Raw genomic sequence first — 22,970 nt, 5'->3', positions numbered from 1 at the left:
CTCGTGTACCTGCGCCACTCGGCGAGTTCGCGACACCGGACGCCATACGAAAGGTGTGCCGCGATGCCGTGGAGGTCGCCGGTATCGAGATGAGCGACCTGGACGCCTTGATCCCGCACCAGGCCAACGGCCGGATCATCGAGATCATGGCGCGGGTGCTGAAGCTGCCGGAGAGCTGCGCACTGGCCAATGACATCGAGGAGACCGGCAATACCTCGGCCGCCTCGATCCCGCTGGCCATGGAGCAGCTGTTGCGCGACGGCGACGCCAAGCCCGGCGGCACCGCCCTGCTCATCGCCTTCGGCGCGGGCCTGTCCGTCGGGTCTCCGCGCTGACGCGGTATGGCGTCGGTGGGCGCGCGATGAGGTCGTGCTGAGATGGGCGTACCGAAGGCGGGCGGCAATCGTGCGCGGTGGTGCGTCGCGCGGCTCAGGTGTCCCGCAGGAATTGGGCGAGGTGTTGGGCGGGACGTCCGGCCAGTTGGTCGGCCTGGGTGCGGCAGGAGAAGCCGTCGGCCAGGAAGACGGCGTCGGGGCCCGCCGCGCGCAGGGCGGGCAGCAGGGTGTTCTCGGCGACCGCGACCGAGAGGTCGTAGTGGCCGCGCTGCATGCCGAAGTTGCCGGCGAGGCCGCAGCAACCGGCGATCGGGACCACCGTCGCGCCGGTGCGGGCGAGGACCTCGCGATCGGCGGCGAAGCCCATGATCGCGTGCTGGTGGCAGTGCGGCTGCACCACCACCGTGGTGGCGGCGCGATCGGGTGGCCGCCACCGCGGCTGCTCCAGCAGGAATTCGGCCAGGGTCCGCACCGCCGCCGCGACCCGGGCCGAGCGCTCGTCGCCGGGCAGCAGGCGGGGCAGGTCGTCGCGCAGGGCGGCGGTGCAGGACGGTTCCAGCCCGACCACCAGGCCGCCGGCGCGCACATGGTCGACGAGGGCGTCCACGGTGACGCGCAGCCGGGTGCGCGCGCCGTCCAGCTGCCCGGTGCTGATCCAGGTCAGGCCGCAGCACACCCGGCGCTCGGGAATCCGCACCCGGTAGCCCAGTGATTCGATGAGGTCCACCGCGGCCGAGGCGATATCGGGGTCGAAGCCGTCGGTGAAGGTGTCCACCCACAGCATCACCTCCGGGCCGACGGCCGTGCTGCCGGTCCATCCGCGACGGAAACTCTTGTGCGCCAGCGCGGGCACCGGTCGGCGGGGATCTATTCCGGCCGCGCGCAAGCCGATTCGACGCAGCGGGCCGATCTTCGCGAGGGCGTTGACCGGCCGGGCCAGCCGCGAGGCAGCCGCCAGCCACCGCGGCAGCCGCCCGAGCGAGTAGTGGTCGAGCGGGCGGCGTCGCCCCCGGTAGCGGCGGTGCAGGGTCTCGGACTTGTAGGTCGCGATGTCCACACCGGCCGGGCAGTCCGCATGACATGCCTTGCAGGACAGGCAGAGATCGAGGGATTCCGCCACCGCGTCCGAACGCCAGTCGAGCGCGCCGCGCGCCACCTCCTGGAGTACGCGGGCACGGCCGCGGGTGCTGTCCTTCTCGTCGGCGGTGGCCAGATAGGAGGGACACATGAAGCCGCCGGAGGCGCGGGTATCGGCACGGCATTTGCCGACGCCCACGCAGCGGTGCACCGCGGTGCCGATATCGCCGTCGCCGGGATAGGCGAAGCCGCCGGCGGCGGACACCGGCCGCAGCCCGGCCAGCCGAAGATCGGTGTCGATCGGGCGCGGGTCGACCAGGACCCCGGGGTTGAGCACGTCATCCGGATCGAACAGCGCCTTGAATCCGGCGAAGGCGGCCAGCGCGGCGGGGGAGTACATGCGCGCCAACAGTTCCGAGCGGGCACGACCGTCGCCGTGCTCGCCCGACAGTGAACCGCCGAACTTCACCACCTGATCGGCGGCATCCTCCAGGAAGGACCGGAAACGTTGCGGTGCATCGGCGATCGGCAGATCCAGGCGCACATGAATGCAGCCGTCGCCGAAGTGACCGTAGAGCAGGCCGTCCAGGCCGTGATCGCGGGTGAGGGCCTGGAATTCGCGCAGATACGCGCCCAGACGCTCGGGCGGGACGGCGGCGTCCTCCCAACCGGGCCAGGCCGGAGTGCCGTCGGGGGTACGACCGGCCAGCCCGGCACCGTCGGCGCGAATCCGCCAGAGTGCCTGGGCCACAGCGATATCGGTGACGATTCGGGAATCGAGCGCATGGGCGGTGCGGCACAGCCGTTCGGCCGCCGCCCGCACCTGATCGGGGCTGTCGCCGCCGAACTCCACGAACAGCCAGCCACCGCCGCGCGGGAGCTCCGGCACCGTGCCGCGATGCGCTCGCACCGCGTCGACCAGGCGAGCGTCCAGGCCCTCCACCGCGATGGGCGCGCCCGCCATGACGGCGGCGATATCGTCCGCGGCGGTGGGCATATCGGGATAGCCGAGCACGACCAGCACGGTGGCGGCCGGAATGGGCACGAGCCCGACGGTCGCCTCCAGGAGCAGGCCACAGGTGCCCTCGGTGCCGACGAACGCCTTGGCGATCGACGAACCGCGCTCCGGGAGCAGGTGTTCCAGCGCATACCCGGATGCCTGCCGGTCGAAGCGACCCAGTTCGGTGCGGATGAGGGCCAGGTTCGCACGAGTGAATTCGGGCAGCCCCGGCACTGCGGCCGGATCGTCGGCGAGGGTGCGCTCGACGCCGGTACCGTCGAGAATGCGAAGTTCTCGCACCGTATCCGAGGTGCGCCCCCAGGCCACGGCGCGCGGGCCGCAGGCATTGTTGCCGATCATGCCGCCCAGCGTGCAGCGGTTCTGCGTGGACGGGTCCGGCCCGAAGCGCAGGCCGTGCGCGCCCGCCGCGCGCTGCAGGGTGGACAGCACCACCCCCGGCTGCACCCGGGCCAGCGCGCGTTCGGCGTCCACCTCCAGGATCGCGTGCATATGCCTGCTGAAGTCCAGCACGATCCCGGACCCGATCGCATTGCCCGCCACCGAGGTTCCGCCTCCGCGCGCGGTCACGGGCAGGCCCTCCACCAGCGCGAAGGCCAGCGTGGATTCCACATCCGCGACGGTGCGCGGAAAAACGACCGCCCGGGGCGGCACCCGGTAGTTCGAGGCGTCGGTGGAATACTCGGCGCGCCGCCGCGGCGAGGCGTCCACCTCACCCGCGATCCGGCCCCGCAGCGCCCGTTCCAGCGAATCGGTCACGCTGTCAGCCTAGGCGGCCCACCGCAGCGACGGTGCCCACCGGCGGGGAGCTGCACGAGACATCCCGGCGGCGGAGGCCGCGCTGGGCACAGCCGGATCGTCCGTCGTGCCAGGCGATCGGACATGTCTTCACAGGTACAGCCGCGCGATGCGGGTGGCGATGTCGTCCATGGTGTCCTGGTCGATGACCGCGATGGGTTCGCCGGTGAGCCAGTCGCTGGGCAGGGTGGTCGGCGCGACCAGGACGGCGGTGCCCACGGTGCCGAGGTCGTAGAGGTAGGCCCCGGCGGCGGGGCGCAGTTGCGGCCCGACCACCTGGACCACCAGCCGCAGGCCGGGCTGATCGTTGTTGTAGTTGTCGCCGGAGACGACCAGGAACATGGTGCCGCCCGGCATGACCGTGGCCGCCTGGGTGAGGATGATGTGGCCCCGCTGGGCGATCACCCACGCACTCCCCGGGCCGCCTGGAAGGCGGCGGCCTGTTGCTGCGCCCACTCGCCGCCCAGCAGTTTGTGCTGTTCCATCAGCGCCACGTCATTGCGCCGGGCATCGGCGTAGGTGACGCGGTCGATGGTTTCGGCGATCCAGGTGGAGAGGGGTTTCCCGGCGGCCGCGGCGGCGGCCCGAGCCGCAGCGGCCACCCGATCGGGCATGGTGATGCTGAGCTTCTCGGTCACACCGAAAATGCTACTGGCGGTCAGGAGCACGGGGGAGACCGCGGCGGGCCGGGCGCGGCGTTTCGCCCAGAGCGAAGGCGTGTCGCCCGGCGGATGGGCTTGCTCTCAACCTTTGTTGAGGTCTTACTGTCGGTGCCCTCGGGTTCCATAGACCCGAAGCGGTGAGGAGAGCGAGCATGAGTATCGAATCCGTGGCGTGGGATCAGCTGTACCGGCAGGTGCACGCGCCCAACGAGCAGCGTCCGCTGCGGCTGGCGACGGCACGGCGGATTCTGGCCTTCGCGCAGCGGCATCACCGCAGGCTGCTGGCCTTCCTCGGCTTCAGCGTGATCTCGGCGCTGCTGGCGGTGGCCGGTCCGGTTCTCGCCGGACGGGTCGTGGACGGCATCGTGCAGGGGTCCGCTCCGCGTGTGGTGGTGATGCTGGCGATCGTCATCGGCGTAGTGGCGGTGCTGGATGCCGCACTGGGCCTGATCATCCGGTGGCTGTCGGCGCGCATCGGCGAGGGGCTGATCTTCGACCTGCGCACCGCGGTGTTCGACCATGTGCAGCGCATGCCGGTGGCCTTCTTCACCCGCACCCGCACCGGCGCGCTGGTCAGCCGCCTCAACAACGATGTCATCGGCGCCCAGCGGGCCTTCAGTTCCACGCTGTCCGGAGTGGTCACCAATCTGGTGACGCTCGCGCTCACGCTGGCCGTCATGCTGCGGCTGTCCTGGCAGATCACGCTGCTCGCACTGCTGCTGCTACCGGTGTTCGTGCTGCCGGCGCGGGCCATGGGGCGCAGGCTGGCCGGAATCCAGCGGGAGGCGGCCGGACTCAATGCCGCCATGAGCACGCAGATGACCGAGCGATTCTCCGCCCCCGGCGCGACCCTGGTGAAGCTGTTCGGGCGACCGACGCAGGAGTCCTCGGAGTTCGCGCTGCGGGCGGGTCGAGTGCGCGATATCGGTATACGCACGGCCATGCTGCAAACCGTGTTCATCACGGCGCTGACCCTGGTGTCGGCGCTGGCCATCGCGCTGGTGTACGGCCTGGGCGGGTTCTACGCCCTGCGCGGACAGCTGGAAGCCGGTGCGGTGGTGTCGCTTTCGCTGCTGCTGACCCGGTTGTACTCGCCGCTTACGGCGCTGGCCAGCGCCCGGGTGGACATCATGTCGGCGCTGGTGAGCTTCGAGCGGGTCTTCGAGGTGCTGGATCTGAAGCCGCTCATCGAGGACGCGCCCGATGCGGGGGCGGTGCCGGACGGACCGGTGTCGGTGGAACTGGACGCGGTGGACTTCGGCTACCCATCGGCGGACAAGGTGTCGTTGGCCTCGCTGGAGGAGGTGGCGACGCTGGACACCCGCGGCGGGGAACAGGTGCTGCACCAGGTGTCGCTGCGCGCCGAGCCAGGTCAGATGGTGGCGCTGGTCGGCTCCTCGGGGGCCGGGAAATCCACCATCGCGCAACTGGTTTCGCGGCTCTACGACGTGGACTCCGGAGCGGTGCGGCTGGGCGGGGTGGATGTGCGAGAGCTGAAGGGCAGCTCCATCCAGGCCACCGTCGGGCTGGTCACCCAGGACGGGCACCTGTTCCACGACACCATTCGCAACAATCTGCTGCTGGCCCGGCCCGAGGCCGACGACGAGGAGCTGTGGGACGCGCTGCGCCGGGCGCGCCTGAGCGAGCTGATCGCATCGCTGCCCGACGGCCTGGACACTGTGGTCGGCGAGCGCGGCTACCGGCTCTCGGGCGGTGAACGGCAGCGGCTGACCATTGCCCGGCTGCTGTTGCGACAGCCGCGCGTAGTGATCCTGGACGAGGCCACCGCCTCGCTGGACTCGACCTCGGAGGCGGCGGTGCAGGCGGCACTGGCCGAGGCGCTCGACGGGCGGACGGCCCTGGTCATCGCACACCGGCTGTCGACGATTCGCAATGCCGATCAGATCGTGGTGCTCGAGCACGGGCGGATCGTGGAGCGCGGCACGCACACCCGGTTGCTGGCGGAGCAGGGGCGGTACGCGGAGCTGTACCGGACCCAGTTCGCGGACGACAGCCAACCGGCGGCGGCCTGAATTCGGCTGCGCGACGCCACTTCTCCTCCGGGCGCGGTGCCTTTCGGCACCGCGCCCGTGCTGTTCGGGGGGTTGCGGGTGTCCGTCTCGATATTTATTATGACTGAACAGTCAGTCATAATAGGAGTGATCATGTCCCCCAAACGGGTCGACAAGACCGCGCGGCGACAGGAGATACTCGACGCCGCCGTGCGAGTCTTCGCACGAAAAGGGTTCGCCGCCTCCCGAATCGACGATGTCGCCGCCGCGGCGGGCATCGCCAAGGGCAGCGTCTACCTGTACTTCGACAGCCGCGACGCGCTGCTCGAGGCCGCCTTCGAGCAGTACAGCGCCGAGGCGCTGGCCGCCGTCCAGCGCGCCGTCGACGGCGATGCCCCGGCGCTGGACCGGCTCGCCGAGCTGGTGCGCGGCGTCTTCGAGGTCTTGGCGGGCACACCCGACCACGCCCGCATTCTCTTCGACCTGTGGGCCACCGACTACATGAAGGACGTGTACCGCGAGCAGCGGCGCGTCATCGCCGGACTGCTCGCCGACATCCGGCCGGATCTGGGGGAGGCGCATGCGACGGTGATCGTCGGCGTCATCGAGGGGGTGCTGTTGCAGTGGCTCGTCGATCCCGACGTGCCCATCGGGAAACTGGCGCAGCCGATGCTGGATATCGTGCTCGACGGATTGCGAGAACGCCCATGACCTCCCGCTCCATCTCCGACTACCTCATCGCGCCCGACGCCACCCGCACCGAGCGCGTCCTCGGCTACGGCGCGGCCGCGCTCGGCGCCGCCGGGGCCGCCGCACTCGCGGTGCACGCGGAACTGTCCGCGCTGGCCGTCGGGGTCATCGCCGTCATCGCCTTCGACCTGTTCGGCGGGTCGGTGGTCAATGCCACCGCCTCGGCCAAACGGCATTTCCACCGGCCCGGCCGCACCGCGCGACACCACCTCGGATTCGTGGCCGTCCATGTGCAGCCGTTCCTGCTCGCCTTAGTGGTCCCCGACTTCACCTGGTACAGCGCGGCATTCGTGTATCTGCTGGCCCTGGGCGGCGCACTGGCCGTCCTGGCCGCACCCGCCGGGTCGCGCCGACCGCTCGGTTTCGCGTGGGTGACCCTCGCGCTGCTGATACCCCTCGACATTCCGGCCGTGCTGCTCTGGCTCACACCGGTGCTGCTGATCAAGCTGCTGCTGGCGCATCTGCAACCCGATGAGGTGCGCGGCACGGTCGCGCCGTCGGCCCGCTAGTCGCGTGTTGCCGAAACAGCAAGGAAAATTGCCACACCGGCGGAGGCGATTAGCGTCGTAGCCATGGGCGCACAGACACACGGACATACCCACGAACACGCGCACGGTGGCCACGGACACGGACACGGCGGCCACGACCACCTGACCCACGACGGCATCGACTGGTCGACCCGCATCGGGCACCTGCGGCGCGAGGACGCGGTGGCGGCCGAGGCCTGCGCCGGTATCGCGGCGCGACTGGTCGGCGGCCTGCCCGATGGGGCCACCATTGTCGATATCGGCTCCGGCGCGGGTGGCCAGGCGGCGGCCTTCGCGACCGCCCTCGCGGCCCGCGGCGGCGGGCGCGTCGTGCTGGTGGACGCCGTCCCGGAGTTGCTGACCGCCGCCGAGGAGGCCGTGCATACCGCACTGGGCGGAGGCGTCGCGGCGGAATCGGTGCGCGTGGACAAGGTGCACGCCGACGCGGCCGCCGATGAACTGCTGGACCGCGTACCCGTGGCCGACCTGGTCTGGGCGGCCCGTGCGGTCCACCATCTCCCCGACGAGCAGGCCGGTGTGCACCGACTCGCCCGGCTGGTGCGCGACGGCGGCTACCTGGCGCTGGCCGAGGGCGGATTGGCCACCCGCTATCTGCCCTGGGATCTGGGCCTGGGCGAGCCCGGCCTGCAGGACCGTCTCAATGCCGCACGCGATATCTGGTTCGCGCGGATGCGCGCGGATATGCCCGGATCGGTGCGCATGCCGTACGGGTGGGGCGTCGCGCTGGCGAAGGCCGGTATGGCGGAGGTGACCTCGTTCAGCGTGCTCACCGACCACCCCGCGCCCGCCGCCCCGGCGGTGCGCGAGGCCGCGGTGGAGTGGCTGAGCATGATGAGCGAGCGCATGGACGAGGAACTGTCCGAATCGGATCGGGACGCGCTGCGGGCGCTGCTCGACCCGGCGGCCGACACCTATGTCGGTCGCCGCGACGACATCTTCCTACTCAGCGCCGCCACCGTGCACGTGGGCCGCCACGGCTGAACAGCCGGCGGCCGTCGAATCTCGGCGGGTCACAGTGCGCGACCGCCGGTTCCACGGGAGCGGCGTGCGCTGCTCCGCTACGTACCCCCTCCGGTGATCGTTCCGGCCGGAATGCTCGCGGATCGCCGTGGCGTAGCGGTACGCCGCCCGGACCGTCCGACGGCCGGGCCCGGTGCCGCGAGCAGCCCGCCGACCTCGGTGAGCGCTGTGCTCAGAACTCTCCGGCTACGCCGAGGACGGTGCGCCCGGAGTGGGTGCCGTCCAGGATCGAGCGCAGCACCCGCGGGGCGTCGGTGACCGGCGCGTAGTTCTCCAGCAGCGAAAGATGGCGCGGTTTCAGGTCTTTCGCCAGTCGCGCCCAGAGTTCCCGCCGGGGTTCGATGGGCAGGTTCACCGAGTCCACCCCCAGCAGGGACACGCCGCGCAGGATGAAGGGCAGCACCGTGGTGGGCAGGTCCGGACCGCCGGTCAGCCCGGACACCGCCACGGAGCCGCCGTAGTTCACGGTGGAGAGAATGTGGGCGAGTGAGCGGCCGCCCACGCTGTCGACCACACCGGCCCACCGCGACTTGCCCAGCGGACGGATCTTGGCATCGGGATCCTCGGGCAGGCGGCCGATCACCGATGCCGCGCCGAGGGTGCCGAGCAGCTCACCGGCGTCGGTCTTGCCGGTGGAGGCCACCACCTCGAAACCGAGACCGGCCAGGATGTCCACCGCGACACTGCCGACCCCGCCGGTCGCGCCGGTGACCAGCACCGGCCCGGACTCGGGGGTGAGTCCGCGATCCAGCAGGGCCCGCACGCTCAGGGCGGCGGTGAAGCCGGCGGTGCCGAGTGCGGCGGCCTCGCGGGGTGTGAGGCCCTCCAGCGGTACCACCCACTCCGCCGGAACGCGGGCGTACTCGGCGAATCCACCATTGCGTGAAACACCGATCTCGTAGCCGTGGGCCAGCACGGGATCGCCGGGCGCGAAGGCCGGGTCCTCGGACGACACCACCTCACCGGTCAGGTCGATACCCGGAATGATCGGGTATTCGCGCACCACCCCGCCGCGCGGCGTAATGGCCAGACCGTCCTTGTAATTCGCACTGGAGAAGTGCACCTTGATCGTGACCGTGCCCGCGCCCAGGAAGTCGTCGCCGACCTCCTCGCGGGCCAGCACCACGGTGCCGTCGGATTCGCGTGCCACCATCGCCGAGAACGCCATGCAGCCGAGCATAGGCCGTCCGCCGATCACGGGGGCAGCGTCGCGTCGGGTGCGGATGCGGGTGCGCCGAGCGCGAGTCGGTCAGGAGAACTTCGGGGCGCGCTTGCCCAGGAAGGCGGCGATACCCTCCTGACCGTCCGCGGAACCGGCGGCAGCGGAGATGAAATCCGCCTCGGTGTTCATCTGCTCCTCCAGGGTGTGGCCGTGCGTGACCAGGAGCAGCTTCTTGACGTGGGCGTTGGCGGTCCTCGGGCCCGCGGCGAACTGTTCGGCCAGGTCGTCGACGGTGGCGGCGAGGTCGGCGTCGGGGACCACGCGGTGCAGCAGGCCCCACTCCAGCGCCTCGGCGGCCCGCAGGGTGCGGTTGGTGAGCATGAGTTCCTGGGTGCGGCGCAGGCCGATCAGGCGGGGCAGGTAGTAGGAGGAACCACCGTCGGGGCTCAGGCCCGCGCGGGTGTAGGCCATGGTGAAGGCGGCGGATTCGGCCGCGACCACCAGGTCGCCGGCAATAGCCAGGCTGAAACCCGCGCCCGCCGCGGTGCCGTTGACGGCCACCAGGAGCAGGGCGTCCATCCGGGCGAACGAGGACATGGCCTGATGCAGATCCTCGGCGAGGGATTTCACGTACGCGCCGGGGCCCTCCTCGGCGGCGGCCATCCCCTTGAGATCGCCGCCGGCGGAGAAGAAGCGGCCCGCGCCGGTGAGGATCACGACCTTCAGCGTCGGATCGTCGACACACTGTCCGGCCGCGGCGGCCAACTCCCGGCCGAGGGCGGCGTTGATGCCGTTGGCGGCCTCGGGACGATTCAGCGTGATGCGGGCGATATCGCCGGTCCGCTCGAACCGGATCGTCTCGAACTCGGCCGTGATCTCAGGTCGCTCGCTGCGCTCGCTCATGGGTGATCCCTTTCGTCGCTTGCGGACAGCATGGCAAATCCGGCTGCCGGAGGTGCTGCCGAGGCCCCGTTTCGCATTCGGTATCGGGGGCATAACAGTTCGTGTCCGATGGGTTCGGGCCGTCGTATGCTCGAGCGCAGTTTTTCGTGGAGGAGCATCGGTGAGCGGTTCCAATATGCAGCGGCACGCGTCGGCAGTGAAAACCCATCCATTGGAGCTGAGTTCGACCGGAAGTAGGCGAAAAGTCAACGGCGAGTGGGCTGTTCCCATGCAGATCCGCGCGGAGTCCCCGAAAGGCACTGTGACAGTGGATTTCACCCGCGCGTTCTGTCCGCACCGTGAAATCGATATGCGCGTCGACGTCGGCTCCGGGTCGGTGGTGCTGGTGGTGCCGCGCGGATGGCGGGTACACCTCGACGAGGTGCGCACCGACGCCGGACGCGTGGTGAACCGGGTCAAGCGCAAGCCGTTCCCGGGGGCCCGCGTGGTGCGGGTGAGCGGACATGTCGAGTCCGGCGTGGTGAAGGCCCGGTACCCGTACCGGTACCTCGGGACCTGGTTCAAGGGGCGCAGCCCGCACTGACCCGCGGCCGCTTCGGCAGCGGACCATTGCGTCGTCATCCGAACAGAACTAGATTCTGTATGTGCAGATTCGAGATCGGTTGCTGCTCGCGGCCGAGCGGCAGTTCGCGGAACACGGCGCGCTCGACGCCACCCTGAGCGGCATCCGCGCCGACGCCGGAGCCAGCGTCGGCGCGCTCTATCACCATTTCCCGGACAAGGCCGAGCTCTACCGTCAGGTCTGGGCCAATGCCCTGGCCGACTACCAGCGCCACTTCTGGACGGCGGTGGGCGACAGCGCCGACGCCGAATCCGGGATCCGCGCCGGAGTCGCGGCACACCTGCGCTGGGTCACCGACAACCGCCACCGTGCACAGGTTCTGACCTCCGCCCGACCCCCCGGCGTGCACGAGAGCGACAGCAACCGCGAATTCCTGCGCGCCGTCCTGCGCTGGTGGCGCACCCATGCCGGCTACGGCACGGTCCGCGAACTCGACTTCGACCTGCTCTACGCACTCTGGCTGGGTCCAGCCCAGCAGTACGCGCGCCTGTGGCTGGGCGGTGAGATCCACACCGCCCCGGTCGATGTGGCCGATCCGCTGGCCGACGCCGCCTGGCAGTCCCTCCGCACATCCCCGACCCGAGGACCCGCGTGACCAAGACCCTCGACCTCGACCTCGCCCGCACGGTGCTGGAGGCCCAGGCTTTCAGCCGGCTCGTCGGCGCCCGGATCACCGCCTTCGGCGACGGTTCCGCCACACTGGAAATCCCTATCCGCCCGGAACTGAGCCAGCAGTTCGGCCTGGTCCACGGCGGCGTCCTCGCCTACGCCGCCGACAACGCCCTCACCTTCGCGGCCGGAACGGTCCTGGGCGCCAACGTCCTCACCGGCGGATTCACCATCACCTATCTGCGCCCCGCCACCGGCGTGCGGCTGCGCGCAGTCGCCGCCGTCACGGGGTCGACCACACGCCAAGCCGTCGGCCACTGCGAGATCTACGCCGATGACGAGAACGGCGAATCGGCGCTGTGCGCGGTCGCGCAGGGGACTACCCGCTCGGTCGAACGCGAACTGAACGGAAGCGGCACCGCCTGAGCTGAGCGCATCCGCGGTCATCGCCGCCCGCGCGTTTGGGCGGGAAGCCCGGCTCAGGTGGTGTAGCCGCCGACCAGATCGCTGTTCTGACGGGATGCGGCGTCATTGACCCCGATGATGTAGCCGTCGGGATCAGCGAAGTAGAACTCACGCGTGCCCGTGTGATCGGTCGAGGGTCCACGCAGGATGTCGGTGACCGCGGCACAGGTGTCGAGCATGGCCTGGAAGTCCTGGACCTCGAGATAGAACATGCCGGTGAACCCGATCGGCTTGCCCGTCAACTCCGGCAACCAGTCCTGCAATTGCGCATTTCGATACAGCATGCCGCAGAACTGGCCGTCGAATACGAGCATGTGGATATCCTCGGGGCCCGTCGCGGTTCGACTGTCCACGGTGAACCCGAGCTTCTCGTAGAACGCCTTGCTCACGGCGGTGTCCTGCACGCCGAGACAGGGGACGAACGGCATGTGTCTGTCCTTTCGTTTCGTGGGCTAGCCGCGGATACGAGCTCAGTCGAGGTGTTTGACCAGGATGTCGTAGTCGCCCGCCAGCCTATGGGGTGTCCAGCCCTGCGTGCGGTAGAGCCGTTGGGCGGGTTGGTTGTCGCGATGCACACCCAGCGCCAGGGACCGCACACCCGCCTGGGCGGCGGTGTCCTGCAATTGGCGCAGCAAGGCGGTCCCCAGACCACGGCCGCGTGTGGCAGCGGTGGTGGCGATCGTGAGTTCGGGGGTGTGGTCGTCGACGAATGCCGGTGAGGCGACCGATCGGTCGAACAGCCGCACCCAGGCCGCACCGACGGGCGTGCCGTGCGCGTCCTGGGCGATGACGCCCAGGTCGGTCGGACCACCCCAGTCGGCGACATACCGGTAGGAGTCCGGGGTGCCGGGTAGCTCATCGAGGGTGAGCAGGTGCCCGGAGGCGTGGGCGGCTTCGATCAGCATGCGCGTCAAGAACGGTTGATCGTCGGATGTGCTCGCACGCAAGGTGAATTGGGAAGTAAGCATGATGACCTCGGTGTCGGGGAGGTTCGGAGAGTGCTGAACGAGTGTCGAGCACCCACCGCACCGCCGCGCCGGGTCCGCGTGTCAGCGGGTGATGGGACGGAGCCGATGCCGCAGCCGTTCGCTGTGCTGCCCGTATCCGGGATCGTTGAGCGGCGCGTCGAGAAAATCGTTGTGCCGCAGTCGCCGTCCCAGCCGGGATTCGAGGCAGCCGATACACAGGATGCTGTCGGGTCGGGCTCCCGCGTGCTGCCAGAGGGCGTCGTGCACGGTGTACCACTCGTCGGGGCCATCGAGCGGCGCGGTCGGCACCGCGCAGTCATGGCACGGGAACTCCGCTCGCGCGGGACGCGACGATTCCCCGGTACCTCGCCGCCCCTCCACCGTTCGGATACGCCGCACGAGTCGGCGTATCGATTGCCGCAGGGGCCGAATCACTGCCGCCATGGCGGTGCCTCACGCCGTCGCACGCCGTTGCACGCTGCCCTTCTTCAGGCATGAGGTGCACACCTTCATCCGTACGGGAGTGCCGTCTTGCACGGCGCGTACCGACTGGATGTTCGGGTTGAACCGGCGGCTGGTGCCCTTTGACATAGCGCTGTTGGGCGCGGCGCCCGGCGCGCGCGACGCGTTTGCCGAAGCTGGGTTTCTTGCCGCACACATCGCAGTGGGCAGACATGGACTCTCCTTTCTCGAACGTGTTCGCCGTCGGTCCGATCGGCGGATCACAAGGGACAGCGTTGGACGCGATCACGGAATGCGCGAGCCGACTTCCGGTCGCCCTTCACCGAAAATCCGCACGCTGACCAGCGCCGGAACATCGTGGAAGCCGGTTCTGGCGCCCGCTGGATCGTGCGAATCGCATTCGATTCGATGCACAATGCACGAGTTCAGATCCAGCCCCGGGTGGTGGCGATCCGGATGGACTCGATGCGGTTGCGGGCACCGATCTTGCGGTTGACGGCGGCGAGCTTGTTGCGAATCGTCCCTGCCGAAAGGTGCAGTGCCGCCCCGATTTCCTCCGGCGTGTGCCCGTACGACGCGAGTCGCAGGATGCCGACCTCGCCCGCACCGAGCGGATTGTCGGGGGTGTGCAGGGCTTCGGCCACAGCGTGCGGCTCCAGCACCCGTTCGCCGTGCGCGACGCGATTCACGGTGTCGGTCAGCGCTTCCAGGGGTGCACTCCTGCTCAACAGCCCGTCCACCGGGGCCGTGAGTGCGCGGCCGAGCAGGTCGGGCCGGTTCGGTGGCGTCACCAGCACCACCCTGCAGTCCGATGGCGCGGATCGAAGTCGGACCGCGACCGAGATCCCGTCCAGCCCGGGCAGATCGGCGTCCAGCACCGCGACACTCGGAGCGGTGCGCACGGCGCACGGCGCCACCTCGGTACCGGTGGCCACCTGCGCGACCACCTGTATCCCGGGGATCCCGGACAGCACCGCGGCCATCGCTTCGCGGGGCAGCCGCAGGCCGCTCGCGATCAGTACTCGAATCATGGGACTTCCGTTTCCGGCAATGCCGACGTGATCGGAGGAATGGACATCCGAAGGCACCCCCGAGCCGTCCCCACACATCCGGTAGGGGACGGCTCGGGCTCAGCCTCGCGGCTGCCGGCGCGGCAGGAGGAATATCAGCGCCCACATCAGTACGAGTGCGCCGATGACGTACCGGAGCGCTGCGGCGAACGCGTCGGTCACTTCGGTGCCGTGCGCGCCCGCGGGTGCGTGCACGAAGTACGCCACCGAGGTCAGTGCGATGCCCAGTGCGGTGCCGACCTGCATCGCGGTGTTGAACACACCCGACGCCGCACCCATATCCGCCGGATCGACCTGTCCGAGTGCCAATCCGGCCAGGCCCGCGCCGATCATGCCGAAACCGCATCCGAGCGCGAGCATCGGCGCGACCGCAGCGGCGAATGGCACCTCGGTGCCCTGCACGCTGACCAGCAGCTGATAGCCCAGCAGTGTCGCCGCGACCAGCAGCGCGCCGGCCTGGGGGACTCGACGCGCGTGTGCGAGAGCGAGTTTCGAGGCGATCATCGCACCACCCATGCCGCCGATCGCCACGGCCGCGGCGGCCGGTGCGAACCGCGCCGGAGACAGCCCGAGACCGTCCTGCATGAACAGGGTCCAGGTCAGCAGGAACACCCCCGAGACCAGCCCGAAGATCAGCTGGGAGGACACGCCTCCGACGAAGGACCGGCTCCGGAACAGTGTCAGCGCCAGCAGCGGTGATCCGTTCCCAGCGATCTTGGTGCGCTGGTGCGCCACGAACGCCGTCAGCACCGCGACACCACCGATCATCATCGCCACACTCCACGCGGGCCAGTGGTACTGCCCGCCCACGGTGAGTGGATAGACGATCAGCAGCAGTCCGGAGCTGCACAGTAGGATGCCGAGCGGATCCAGACGCCGCGCGTGCGGGTCACTGGACTCCGGGATGAACCGCAGCCCGAGTGCTACCGCGGCCAGCCCGATCGGAATGTTGATCAGGAAGATCGAGCGCCAGCCCAGCTCGAATAGATCCGCGCCGGTGAGCACGCCGCCGAGCACCGGGCCGAGCACCCCACCCAGCGACATGATCAACCCGTACAGGCCGAATGCCTTGGCGCGCGCCGCGCCGTCGAAACTGACATACAGCGTGGCCAGTACCTGCGGCACCATGACCGCCGCGGCCCCGCCCTGTAGCGCTCGCGCCGCGATCAGCATCGCCGGTCCGGTTGCCAGGCCGCACAGCAGTGAGGCCAGGGTGAACGCGCCGGTGCCGAGCAGGAACACGCGCTTGCGGCCGTACAGGTCGCCGAGGCGGCCGCCGGTGATCAGCCCGAGCGCGAACACCAGGGTGTACGCGGCCGGAATCCATTGCACCGCCGCACTTGTCGCGCCGGTCTCGGCCTGGATGGTCGGCAGCGCGGTGTGCACGATCGATCCGTCGAGCGCATTCATCAACTCGGCGACCAGTACCACCACCAGGGTGATGGTGAGAGCCCGTCCCGCGGCGCCGAGGGGGCCGCGAGCACGGGCGGTGTCGAGGGTTTCCGAAGACACGAAAACCTCCTGTTCTGACAGCTGGTAGAGATACGGGTAGGCCGGGGCCCACGCACGCCAACTGCGCACAGGAGGGGTGGGGAGGGTACGACAAAGCCCAGGCCATCGGGGTACAAGCCGTCCACGACCCGACCCGGGCACGCACGCGGCGGCTCACGAGGTCGGTGCCGGAACAACGGCTACTTGGCCTGGGAGATAAGTCATCACCTCGAAACTCGATCGGAGCGGATTACGGATTACCGCTAGGTACATTTGTACCTTTAAAGGAGTCGCCGGCGCAGTCGATATGAGCCGACTCACATTAGGTACCTATGTACCTTGGAGGGTCCGCGAGGAGAATCCGGACGGGCCGAGACGGGAGGTGCCGATGAGCGAGCCGCTCGAGCAGCGCCCAACCCCGCCGCGGCGCCGCCGATTCGACCCGCACCGGCGCGAACGCATCGCCCGCGCCGCGATCGAGGTCATCGGCGAACGCGGCGTGGAGGGGTTGACCCATCGCGCGGTCGCCGCGGCCGCCGACGTCCCGATCGCCGGCACCACCTACCACTACAAGGACAAAGAAGAACTGCTGACCGCGGCGCTCGAACTCTGCGTCGCGGACTACGCCGCGCTCATGGCCGCTATCCCGGCAGCAGACCCGGCCATGACGATCGAAGGGATCATCGATCAGACCGCCGAGGCCCTGATCGGCTGTTTCACCACCGAACGCACTCTCACCACCGTGCAGCTGGAGCTGTACGTCGCCGCGATTCGGCGTCCCGCGTTGCGCCCGATCGCCGACCGGTTCACCGAAGCCACCCGGACCATGTACGCCCACTACACCGACACCGACACCGCGGCGTTGCTCACCGATACCGCACAGGGAATCACCCTGCGCGGCATAGCAACCGACACCCCGCCCACCGCCGAGCAGATCAGCGCCCTGCTGCGCCATTGCTTGTCACATCACCGACCACCGAGAGGTCACCACGACGAGGGCTACGCGGCACCCGCCCGGTCACCGATGAATATCGCAGCACCCCCTGAACAGTACCGATAGCCGAAAAGCATGCGGGCCGTGGCTGTTTCATGTGAAACAGTCACGGCCCGCATGAGATCGCCGGAAGGTTGCCGTCAGGCTGTCCTGGCCAATCGACGGTCCTCCAGCGCCGGTTCGGCAACCGGCTCGATCGCGTAGGCCAGGATCTCCGCCACATCGGCGACCGGCCGGACGTCCAGCGCCTCCAGCACCTCGGCGGGCACCTCGTCCAGATCCGGCTCGTTGCGGGCCGGGATGAAGACGGTCTTCAGGCCCGCGCGCTGGGCCGCCATCAGCTTCTGCTTGACGCCGCCGATGGGCAGCACCCGGCCGTTGAGGGTGACCTCGCCGGTCATGCCGACATCGGCGCGGACCTTGCGGTCCAGGGCCAGCGAGACCAGAGCGGTGACCATGGTGACGCCCGCCGAGGGACCATCCTTCGGCACCGCGCCCGCCGGGAAGTGGATGTGGATATTGCGATCCAGCACCGACGGTTCGATACCGATCTCCTCCAGGTGGGAGCGCACGTAGGTGAGGGCGATCTGCGCCGACTCCTTCATGACGTCACCCAGCTGGCCGGTGAGGGTGAGCGAGCGCTCGCCCTCGGCGGCATTGGCCTCGATGTAGAGCACGTCGCCGCCCAGGCCGGTGACCGCCAACCCGGTCGCCACACCCGGGACCGCGGTGCGTTCCACCGAGTCCGGGGTGAAGCGGGGACGACCCAGGTAGTCCTTCAGGTTGGGCAGGTCGATGGTCAGCGATGCCCGGTCGGCGTCCTCGTAGCCCAGCGATGGGTCGTAACCCAGTCCAGCACTGACGATTTCGTCGAAGCCGTCCTGGGACAGCTTGGTCGCTGCCTTGCGCAACGCCTTCGCGATCAGCCGTTCCAGCTGCCGCACACCGGCTTCCCGGGTGTAGTCGGCCGCGATCTCGCGCAGCGCCGCGGCGGTGATCGAGACCTCCTGTGGGGTCAGGGCATTGCGCTCCAACTGCCGCGGGATGAGGAAGTCACGGGCGATGGCCACCTTGTCGTCCTCGGTGTAGCCGTCGACGGTGATCACCTCCATGCGGTCCAGCAGCGGGCCGGGAATGGTCTCCATGACATTCGCGGTCGCGATGAACAGCACATCGGACAGGTCCAGATCGAGATCCAGGTAGTGGTCGCGGAAGGTGTGGTTCTGCGCCGGGTCCAGCACCTCCAGCAGCGCCGCCGCGGGATCGCCGCGGAAATCGGAGCCGACCTTGTCGATCTCGTCCAGCAGGACGACGGGATTCATCGAACCCGCCTCCTTCATGGCGCGCACGATCCGACCGGGCAGCGCGCCCACGTAGGTGCGGCGATGCCCGCGGATCTCGGCCTCGTCGCGCACCCCGCCCAGGGCGACGCGCACGAACTTGCGGCCCAGCGCCCGCGCCACGGACTCACCCAGCGAGGTCTTGCCCACGCCGGGCGGGCCGGCCAGCACCAGCACCGCGCCGGAACCGCGACCGCCCACGACCTCCAGGCCGCGCGCGGCCCGCCGGGCGCGCACCGCCAGGTACTCGACCATGCGGTCCTTCACCTCGTCCAGGCCGTGGTGATCGGCGTCCAGGACGGCCCGCGCGGCCGCCACATCGGTGCTGTCGGTGGTCTTCTCGTTCCAGGGCAGCTCCAGGACGGTGTCCAGCCAGGTGCGGATCCAGCCCGACTCGGGGCTCTGATCGCTGGCGCGCTCCAGGCGGCCCACCTCGCGCAACGCGGCCTCGCGCACGGAGTCGGGCAGGTCGGCGTTCTCCACCCGGGTGCGGTAGTCGTCCGCGCCGTCGGGCTCGTCCTCACCCAGCTCCTTGCGAATGGCGTTGAGCTGCTGACGCAGCAGGAATTCACGCTGGGTCTTCTCGACCCCCTCGCGCACATCCTCGCTGATCTTCTCGCTGACCTCGGTTTCGGCGATATGCGCCTTGGTCCAGGCGATCAGGCTGGTCAACCGCGTTGCGGTATCCGGTGTTTCGAGCAACTCGCGTTTCTGCTCGTTGCTCAGCCACGACGCCCACCCGGCCGCGTCGGCCAGGGCGGACGGATCGGTCAGCTGGTTGACCGCGTCGATGACCTGCCACGCCTCACGACGTTGCAGCACGGCGACGACCAGCTTCTTGTACTCGTCGGCCAGTTCGGTGGTGCGACCGTCGACGGCGGGCGTCTCGACCTCCTCGGCCTCCACCCACAGCGCCGCCCCCGGCCCGGTCACGCCGTGTCCGATCTTGGCGCGCCGCTCGGCCTTCAACACCGCGGCGGGCGCACCACCACGCATCCGACCGACCTGTTCGATGGTCGCGACCACACCGTAGGTGGCGTACCCCTCCTCCAGCCGAGGCGCGAGCAGCACCTGTTCGACCTTGCCGGCCCGCGCGGCATCGATGGCGGCCTGCGCGGATTCGTCCAGCTCGATCGGCACGACCATGCCGGGCAGCACGATCGGATCGGTCAGGAACAGGACCGGCAGGTTCTGTGCAGTACTCACGTCTTCGACCCCTTCCAAGGTTGAGCGTTACCTACTCAACCCCGCACCCCACGGTCTTGTTCCGACCGACCGGTTCGCCCCTGGCGAACACGGGTGAGCCCTCGCTCGATTCCTTCCTTCAAGAACCGTCGCGTGTACGGGAGCTACAGGTCGCGGGCGGCCAAGGTGTCGTTGAGGGCGAGCGTGGCGTGGATCTGTGCTTGCTTCTGCAGCGCTTGGAGTCGCATCCACAGGACGTCGGTTTGTGTGGTCCCTGGCTGCGCGGCGCGGGCGAAGGCGGACATCGGTTTGCCCTCCGCACGGGACTGCGTCTGCTCCAGCAGTTCCTGGAGTGCTTGGTTCGCCTTTGCCGCCAGCGCGTCGGCGCGATCCGCGTGTGACCCGCTCATACCTGTCGATGCTACGTCGACCGCTCGACAACCAGCTAGCTTCCGCTGACAGCACTCGCACGCATCACCCAGCGGGGTGCGACCGGTGCGGCCGATAGTTCTCCGGGTGCGTCGGTTGTCCGTTCGCCCAGCCGAAACCGGACGATTCGTGGCAGCATGGCTTGGCATCCACGTCCTCCACCGTTCGGGGAGATCGACTATGAGCAACAGTCCCAATACTTCCGGTGAAGTGGTGTTCGATTACACCGCTTCGGCCGCTTATACCGCTGCCGCCGCCCAGGCTGCCGAGCTGCTGTCCGCGGCGTCTGGTGGGGCCGCGCGGGCTGCCGCGTTCGACCTGTCCGGGTTGGGTGCGCTCGGTGAGGATTTCGCTGTGGCGTGGGCGGCGGCCTGGGGGAATCTGGGGAAGACCGTGGGGACGGCGGCGGTGCTCACCGATGCCTATGGGCAGGCCGTCAAGGCTTGGGGGGAGGTCATGGCGGCCACGGACGCGCACAATGCCGGAGCGATCGGGGCCGCGGTGGCCGATACGACGGTGCGAGAGGTGTAGTCGTGGTCAGGAGCGACGCGGATACCACCACGGTGGTCACCGAGCCCACCATCGTCTCCACGCTGGTCGGACCGCTGCTGCGACTACGGGCGGCGCTCGGTGACGGGGCGCGGCCGGACGCGGCCACCCTGGCGGCGCTCGGGGCCGTGCCCGCCGCCATTCGGGATTCCGACGAACCGCATCGGGTGGGGGCCACCGGACTGGAATCGGCGCGGACGGCGGTGGCGGCGGTGCCCGCCATCACCCGCACGCGCGACGAGGTGGCGGCGCTGGTGGACACCTCGACGGGGCTGGGGGCGACCCTGGCCGCCGCCTACGCCACCCGCGACACCGCCGCGGCCGAACTCGATCAGCTCATCGCCGACTTCCGGGCCAAGGCAACGGTGTTGGCGAACAACGCACGCTCGCAGGCCGACGCCGACCAGATCGTGGAACTCGCCACCGACTACATCCGGGACGGGGTGCGGGTGGTGCAGACCGCCAACGGTGAGATGGACGCCCACACCGCCACCGTCAACACCCTCGGACTGGGCGAGAACGCGCCCCGGGTCACCGTGCCCACCGGCTTCCACCCCGGCGCGCCCACCTGGAACGGGATCGGCGGCACCGGCGGCGGTTACTCCGGCGGCGGCTACTACAGCACTCCGACGCTTACCTACCGCCCCGACACCGCGACGACCACCGATCCCGTACTGGCCGCGCAGCACGCGCTGCAACTGGCACTGATCAACGGCGGAGTCAGCCTGGGCTCGAGCCTCATCGACGCGGGCGTCTCGGTCGGCACCCACCTGATCGACACCGTGGCCGGCGTGATCACCCACGCCATGGACAAGGGCGTGGAAGTGGCGACCACCGGCATCGACGCCCTCGCCACGGTCGGCACCACCGCCGTCACCCAGGCCGTCAACCCCGCCACCGCCAACCAGAACAACAACGGCACCGGCAGCACGCCCGGCGGCGAACTGTTCCCCGGCCTGGCACCCGCGGAGCCCGAGATACCCGACGACACACCGGATCTGAGCTTCAATCTCGGCGACGAACCGGCGGAACTCGCCCCGTACCCGACCGCGCCGGATACCGGAAACAGTGCGCCGCAGCAGGATTCGGCCCCCTCGGCGGGTTTGCCGGAGGAAGACGCCGGTCCCGGGCCCGGCGGGGTGCTGCCGCCCCCGATCGTCGCCCAACCCGCCCCCCAGGAGGAACGCCCACCCCGGCGCGACGGCCAGCTCGGCGTGACACCGGCGGCCCGCACCAGCTGAACCGCCCGCGGACCCCAGGGGGAATCACGTGACCAAGGATCAGACCCCGAACCCATTCGTCCTGGGCGGTGGGACGGGCCTGCCCGCCTACGCCGGAATGCCCGACCTGCCACCGGCTCCCGCACCCGAATCGGAGCCCGCGAAATCGGAGGAACCGGAACCGGATTACGGCGGCCCCGCCGCCAGCGTCACCGACAACGGGGACACCTGGGGACAACCCGCCAACGCCCACTACGCGGACCACGACCACGAGGACGGCCCCGCCGCGAGCGTGACCGACCGGGGTGAGAGCTGGAACGTGCCCACCGGCCGCGGACGGCACGCCCTACCCGACCCCGAGGACGAGGAATTCGTGTACGGCGCACCGAACCGCGCCGTCGATCCCGTGCTCGGGGCCGACACCACCGGCGTGGACCCGCCCGCGCCGATCCCGGCCAAAGTCGCCGCCCACACCGGCAATTGGGATGAATGGCTCGCCGGTCCCGCCCGGGGCCGCAGCGCGGAACACCTACCGCGGGACACCAACGCGCGCGCCGACGACGAGCAGGACACCCCCGACGACGACACCGGCTACTCCGGTTACAGCACCACCGCGCGCCGCAGCGTCGTCGACCGGACCGGCCGCATCAAACCGGTACTCGGCCGCCTGACCCCCCGCCGCGACCACGACGACTACGAGGGCACCCGGACGCGCGGCACCCTGGTGGCCGTCGCCACGGTGGGTGCCGCCGCCCTGCTGATCGGCGTCATCGTGGCGGTCAACGTGAACCTCGGCGACACCGCCGACACCGCGGCCGTCACCAGCACGGTCACGCTGGTGCCCGCCACCACCGACAGCGTCACGCCCGTACCGGAGAACTATCCGCACGCCACCGCCAACTGCTTCGCCACCCGCACCGAGACCACCGTCATCGGTGCGGGACCCGGCGACCCCGCCACCGCGCCCGGCGCGATCCTGGCCTTCGAATGGGCGTACTACGTGGACCGCAATGCCGCCCGCGCCCGCGAACACGTGGCCGCCGACGCCACCGTGCCCGACGCCGCCACCATCCAGGCCGGAATCGACGAGGTGCCCGACGGCACCCGCTACTGCGTATTCCTCACCCGCGCCGACGCCGATGGCAACACCTGGCAGGTCGAACTGCACGAGCAGTACCCCACCGATCCCAGCCCGCAGAAGTTCGCGCAGATCGTCACCACCCGCACCGACGGGGAGCGGGCGCTGATCACCGCCATCTCGAAGCGCTGACCGGACGAATC

At 69.7% G+C, this 22,970-nt stretch carries 23 protein-coding genes and 2 pseudogenes; 12 read left to right on the top strand and 13 right to left on the bottom strand.

Going from position 1 to position 22,970, the window contains the following annotated elements:
* Positions 1-44: 44 nt before the first annotated feature.
* Positions 45-335: pseudogene (locus tag QJS31_RS18855) on the top strand (3-oxoacyl-[acyl-carrier-protein] synthase III C-terminal domain-containing protein); the annotation flags it as partial.
* Positions 336-429: 94 nt separating this feature from the next.
* Here QJS31_RS18855 and QJS31_RS18850 read toward each other — a convergent pair.
* The 3 genes from QJS31_RS18850 to QJS31_RS18840 form a co-directional block, all read right to left on the bottom strand.
* Positions 430-3,189: an FAD-binding and (Fe-S)-binding domain-containing protein gene (locus QJS31_RS18850; protein ID WP_306357276.1), complete on the bottom strand. Its 2,760-nt coding sequence runs from the start codon at positions 3,187-3,189 to the stop codon at positions 430-432.
* Positions 3,190-3,318: 129 nt separating this feature from the next.
* Positions 3,319-3,633 (bottom strand): hypothetical protein, encoded by a 315-nt coding sequence (locus tag QJS31_RS18845; RefSeq protein ID WP_039807994.1) that lies wholly within the window; start codon positions 3,631-3,633, stop codon positions 3,319-3,321.
* Positions 3,630-3,866, bottom strand: a complete 237-nt coding sequence (locus QJS31_RS18840; protein ID WP_282785740.1) for a hypothetical protein — start codon at positions 3,864-3,866, stop codon at positions 3,630-3,632. The genes QJS31_RS18845 and QJS31_RS18840 overlap by 4 nt, the downstream gene beginning before the upstream one ends.
* A 176-nt stretch (positions 3,867-4,042) precedes the next feature.
* On the opposite strand from QJS31_RS18840, the gene QJS31_RS18835 reads away from it, so the two are divergent.
* The 4 genes from QJS31_RS18835 to QJS31_RS18820 all read left to right on the top strand — a co-directional run bounded on the left by QJS31_RS18835 (position 4,043) and on the right by QJS31_RS18820 (position 8,181).
* Positions 4,043-5,923 (top strand): ABC transporter ATP-binding protein, encoded by a 1,881-nt coding sequence (locus tag QJS31_RS18835; protein ID WP_306357275.1) that lies wholly within the window; start codon positions 4,043-4,045, stop codon positions 5,921-5,923.
* A gap of 132 nt (positions 5,924-6,055) precedes the next feature.
* Positions 6,056-6,613: a TetR/AcrR family transcriptional regulator gene (locus QJS31_RS18830; RefSeq protein WP_282786629.1), complete on the top strand. Its 558-nt coding sequence runs from the start codon at positions 6,056-6,058 to the stop codon at positions 6,611-6,613.
* Positions 6,610-7,161 (top strand): hypothetical protein, encoded by a 552-nt coding sequence (locus QJS31_RS18825; RefSeq protein WP_306357274.1) that lies wholly within the window; start codon positions 6,610-6,612, stop codon positions 7,159-7,161. The genes QJS31_RS18830 and QJS31_RS18825 overlap by 4 nt, the downstream gene beginning before the upstream one ends.
* A 63-nt stretch (positions 7,162-7,224) precedes the next feature.
* Positions 7,225-8,181 carry a class I SAM-dependent methyltransferase gene (locus QJS31_RS18820; RefSeq protein ID WP_306357273.1) on the top strand — a complete coding sequence of 319 codons (957 nt, stop codon included), beginning with the start codon at positions 7,225-7,227 and terminating at the stop codon, positions 8,179-8,181.
* A 211-nt stretch (positions 8,182-8,392) separates the two neighbouring features.
* On the opposite strand, the gene QJS31_RS18815 is transcribed toward QJS31_RS18820, so the two are convergent.
* Together QJS31_RS18815 and QJS31_RS18810 are read right to left on the bottom strand one after the other, a co-directional pair.
* Complete coding sequence (locus QJS31_RS18815) at positions 8,393-9,388, bottom strand: oxidoreductase (RefSeq protein ID WP_282778983.1); 996 nt, start codon at positions 9,386-9,388, stop codon at positions 8,393-8,395.
* Between the two features lie 81 nt (positions 9,389-9,469).
* Positions 9,470-10,285 (bottom strand): enoyl-CoA hydratase/isomerase family protein, encoded by an 816-nt coding sequence (locus tag QJS31_RS18810; protein WP_195121311.1) that lies wholly within the window; start codon positions 10,283-10,285, stop codon positions 9,470-9,472.
* Positions 10,286-10,445: 160 nt separating this feature from the next.
* Between QJS31_RS18810 and QJS31_RS18805 the strand changes: the two genes are divergently transcribed.
* The 3 genes from QJS31_RS18805 (at position 10,446) to QJS31_RS18795 (ending at position 11,942) form a co-directional block, all read left to right on the top strand.
* Positions 10,446-10,868 (top strand): hypothetical protein, encoded by a 423-nt coding sequence (locus tag QJS31_RS18805; RefSeq protein WP_282778986.1) that lies wholly within the window; start codon positions 10,446-10,448, stop codon positions 10,866-10,868.
* A 61-nt stretch (positions 10,869-10,929) separates the two neighbouring features.
* A complete protein-coding gene (locus tag QJS31_RS18800; protein ID WP_306357272.1) occupies positions 10,930-11,502 on the top strand; it encodes a TetR/AcrR family transcriptional regulator in 573 nt (190 codons plus the stop codon).
* Entirely contained in the window at positions 11,499-11,942 is a 444-nt protein-coding gene (locus QJS31_RS18795) for a PaaI family thioesterase (protein ID WP_282778990.1), read from the top strand. The genes QJS31_RS18800 and QJS31_RS18795 overlap by 4 nt, the downstream gene beginning before the upstream one ends.
* A gap of 53 nt (positions 11,943-11,995) precedes the next feature.
* Here the strand turns inward: QJS31_RS18795 and QJS31_RS18790 are convergent, their stop codons facing one another.
* The 6 genes and pseudogenes from QJS31_RS18790 to QJS31_RS18765 form a co-directional block, all read right to left on the bottom strand.
* The gene (locus QJS31_RS18790) at positions 11,996-12,409 is read right to left on the bottom strand and encodes a VOC family protein (protein ID WP_282778992.1); all 414 of its coding nucleotides are present in this window, start codon (positions 12,407-12,409) and stop codon (positions 11,996-11,998) included.
* Between the two features lie 42 nt (positions 12,410-12,451).
* The gene (locus QJS31_RS18785; protein WP_306357311.1) at positions 12,452-12,886 is read right to left on the bottom strand and encodes a GNAT family N-acetyltransferase; all 435 of its coding nucleotides are present in this window, start codon (positions 12,884-12,886) and stop codon (positions 12,452-12,454) included.
* A 144-nt stretch (positions 12,887-13,030) separates the two neighbouring features.
* A complete protein-coding gene (locus tag QJS31_RS18780) occupies positions 13,031-13,258 on the bottom strand; it encodes a hypothetical protein (protein WP_282778996.1) in 228 nt (75 codons plus the stop codon).
* Between the two features lie 144 nt (positions 13,259-13,402).
* A pseudogene (rpmB, locus tag QJS31_RS18775) lies at positions 13,403-13,625 on the bottom strand (50S ribosomal protein L28).
* A 211-nt stretch (positions 13,626-13,836) separates the two neighbouring features.
* Positions 13,837-14,442 (bottom strand): response regulator, encoded by a 606-nt coding sequence (locus QJS31_RS18770; protein ID WP_282779000.1) that lies wholly within the window; start codon positions 14,440-14,442, stop codon positions 13,837-13,839.
* Positions 14,443-14,541: 99 nt separating this feature from the next.
* Positions 14,542-15,993 (bottom strand): MFS transporter, encoded by a 1,452-nt coding sequence (locus tag QJS31_RS18765; protein ID WP_282779002.1) that lies wholly within the window; start codon positions 15,991-15,993, stop codon positions 14,542-14,544.
* Between the two features lie 367 nt (positions 15,994-16,360).
* On the opposite strand from QJS31_RS18765, the gene QJS31_RS18760 reads away from it, so the two are divergent.
* The gene (locus QJS31_RS18760; protein WP_282779004.1) at positions 16,361-17,032 is read left to right on the top strand and encodes a TetR/AcrR family transcriptional regulator; all 672 of its coding nucleotides are present in this window, start codon (positions 16,361-16,363) and stop codon (positions 17,030-17,032) included.
* A 74-nt stretch (positions 17,033-17,106) separates the two neighbouring features.
* Here the strand turns inward: QJS31_RS18760 and lon are convergent, their stop codons facing one another.
* Both lon and QJS31_RS18750 read right to left on the bottom strand, forming a co-directional pair.
* On the bottom strand, positions 17,107-19,452 hold the full coding sequence (gene lon / locus QJS31_RS18755) for an endopeptidase La (protein WP_372341571.1): 2,346 nt from the start codon (positions 19,450-19,452) through the stop codon (positions 17,107-17,109).
* Positions 19,453-19,655: 203 nt separating this feature from the next.
* Positions 19,656-19,901, bottom strand: a complete 246-nt coding sequence (locus QJS31_RS18750; RefSeq protein ID WP_282779007.1) for a hypothetical protein — start codon at positions 19,899-19,901, stop codon at positions 19,656-19,658.
* Between the two features lie 199 nt (positions 19,902-20,100).
* On the opposite strand from QJS31_RS18750, the gene QJS31_RS18745 reads away from it, so the two are divergent.
* From QJS31_RS18745 to QJS31_RS18735, 3 genes are read left to right on the top strand one after another with little or no spacing between them, the layout of a single operon-like run.
* Positions 20,101-20,451 carry a hypothetical protein gene (locus tag QJS31_RS18745; protein ID WP_143983424.1) on the top strand — a complete coding sequence of 117 codons (351 nt, stop codon included), beginning with the start codon at positions 20,101-20,103 and terminating at the stop codon, positions 20,449-20,451.
* Between the two features lie 2 nt (positions 20,452-20,453).
* A complete protein-coding gene (locus QJS31_RS18740) occupies positions 20,454-21,710 on the top strand; it encodes a hypothetical protein (protein ID WP_282779010.1) in 1,257 nt (418 codons plus the stop codon).
* A gap of 28 nt (positions 21,711-21,738) precedes the next feature.
* Positions 21,739-22,959, top strand: coding sequence for a hypothetical protein (locus QJS31_RS18735; RefSeq protein WP_282779012.1), 1,221 nt, complete (start codon positions 21,739-21,741; stop codon positions 22,957-22,959).
* The last annotated feature ends 11 nt before the right edge of the window (positions 22,960-22,970 follow it).

Origin of the sequence: Nocardia sp. CC213A, assembly GCF_030766805.1 — a bacterium.
In the GTDB taxonomy this organism is placed as follows: domain Bacteria; phylum Actinomycetota; class Actinomycetes; order Mycobacteriales; family Mycobacteriaceae; genus Nocardia; species Nocardia otitidiscaviarum.
The sequence above is the reverse complement of the archived record's forward strand: the minus strand, read 5'-3'. Positions and strand labels throughout refer to the sequence as shown.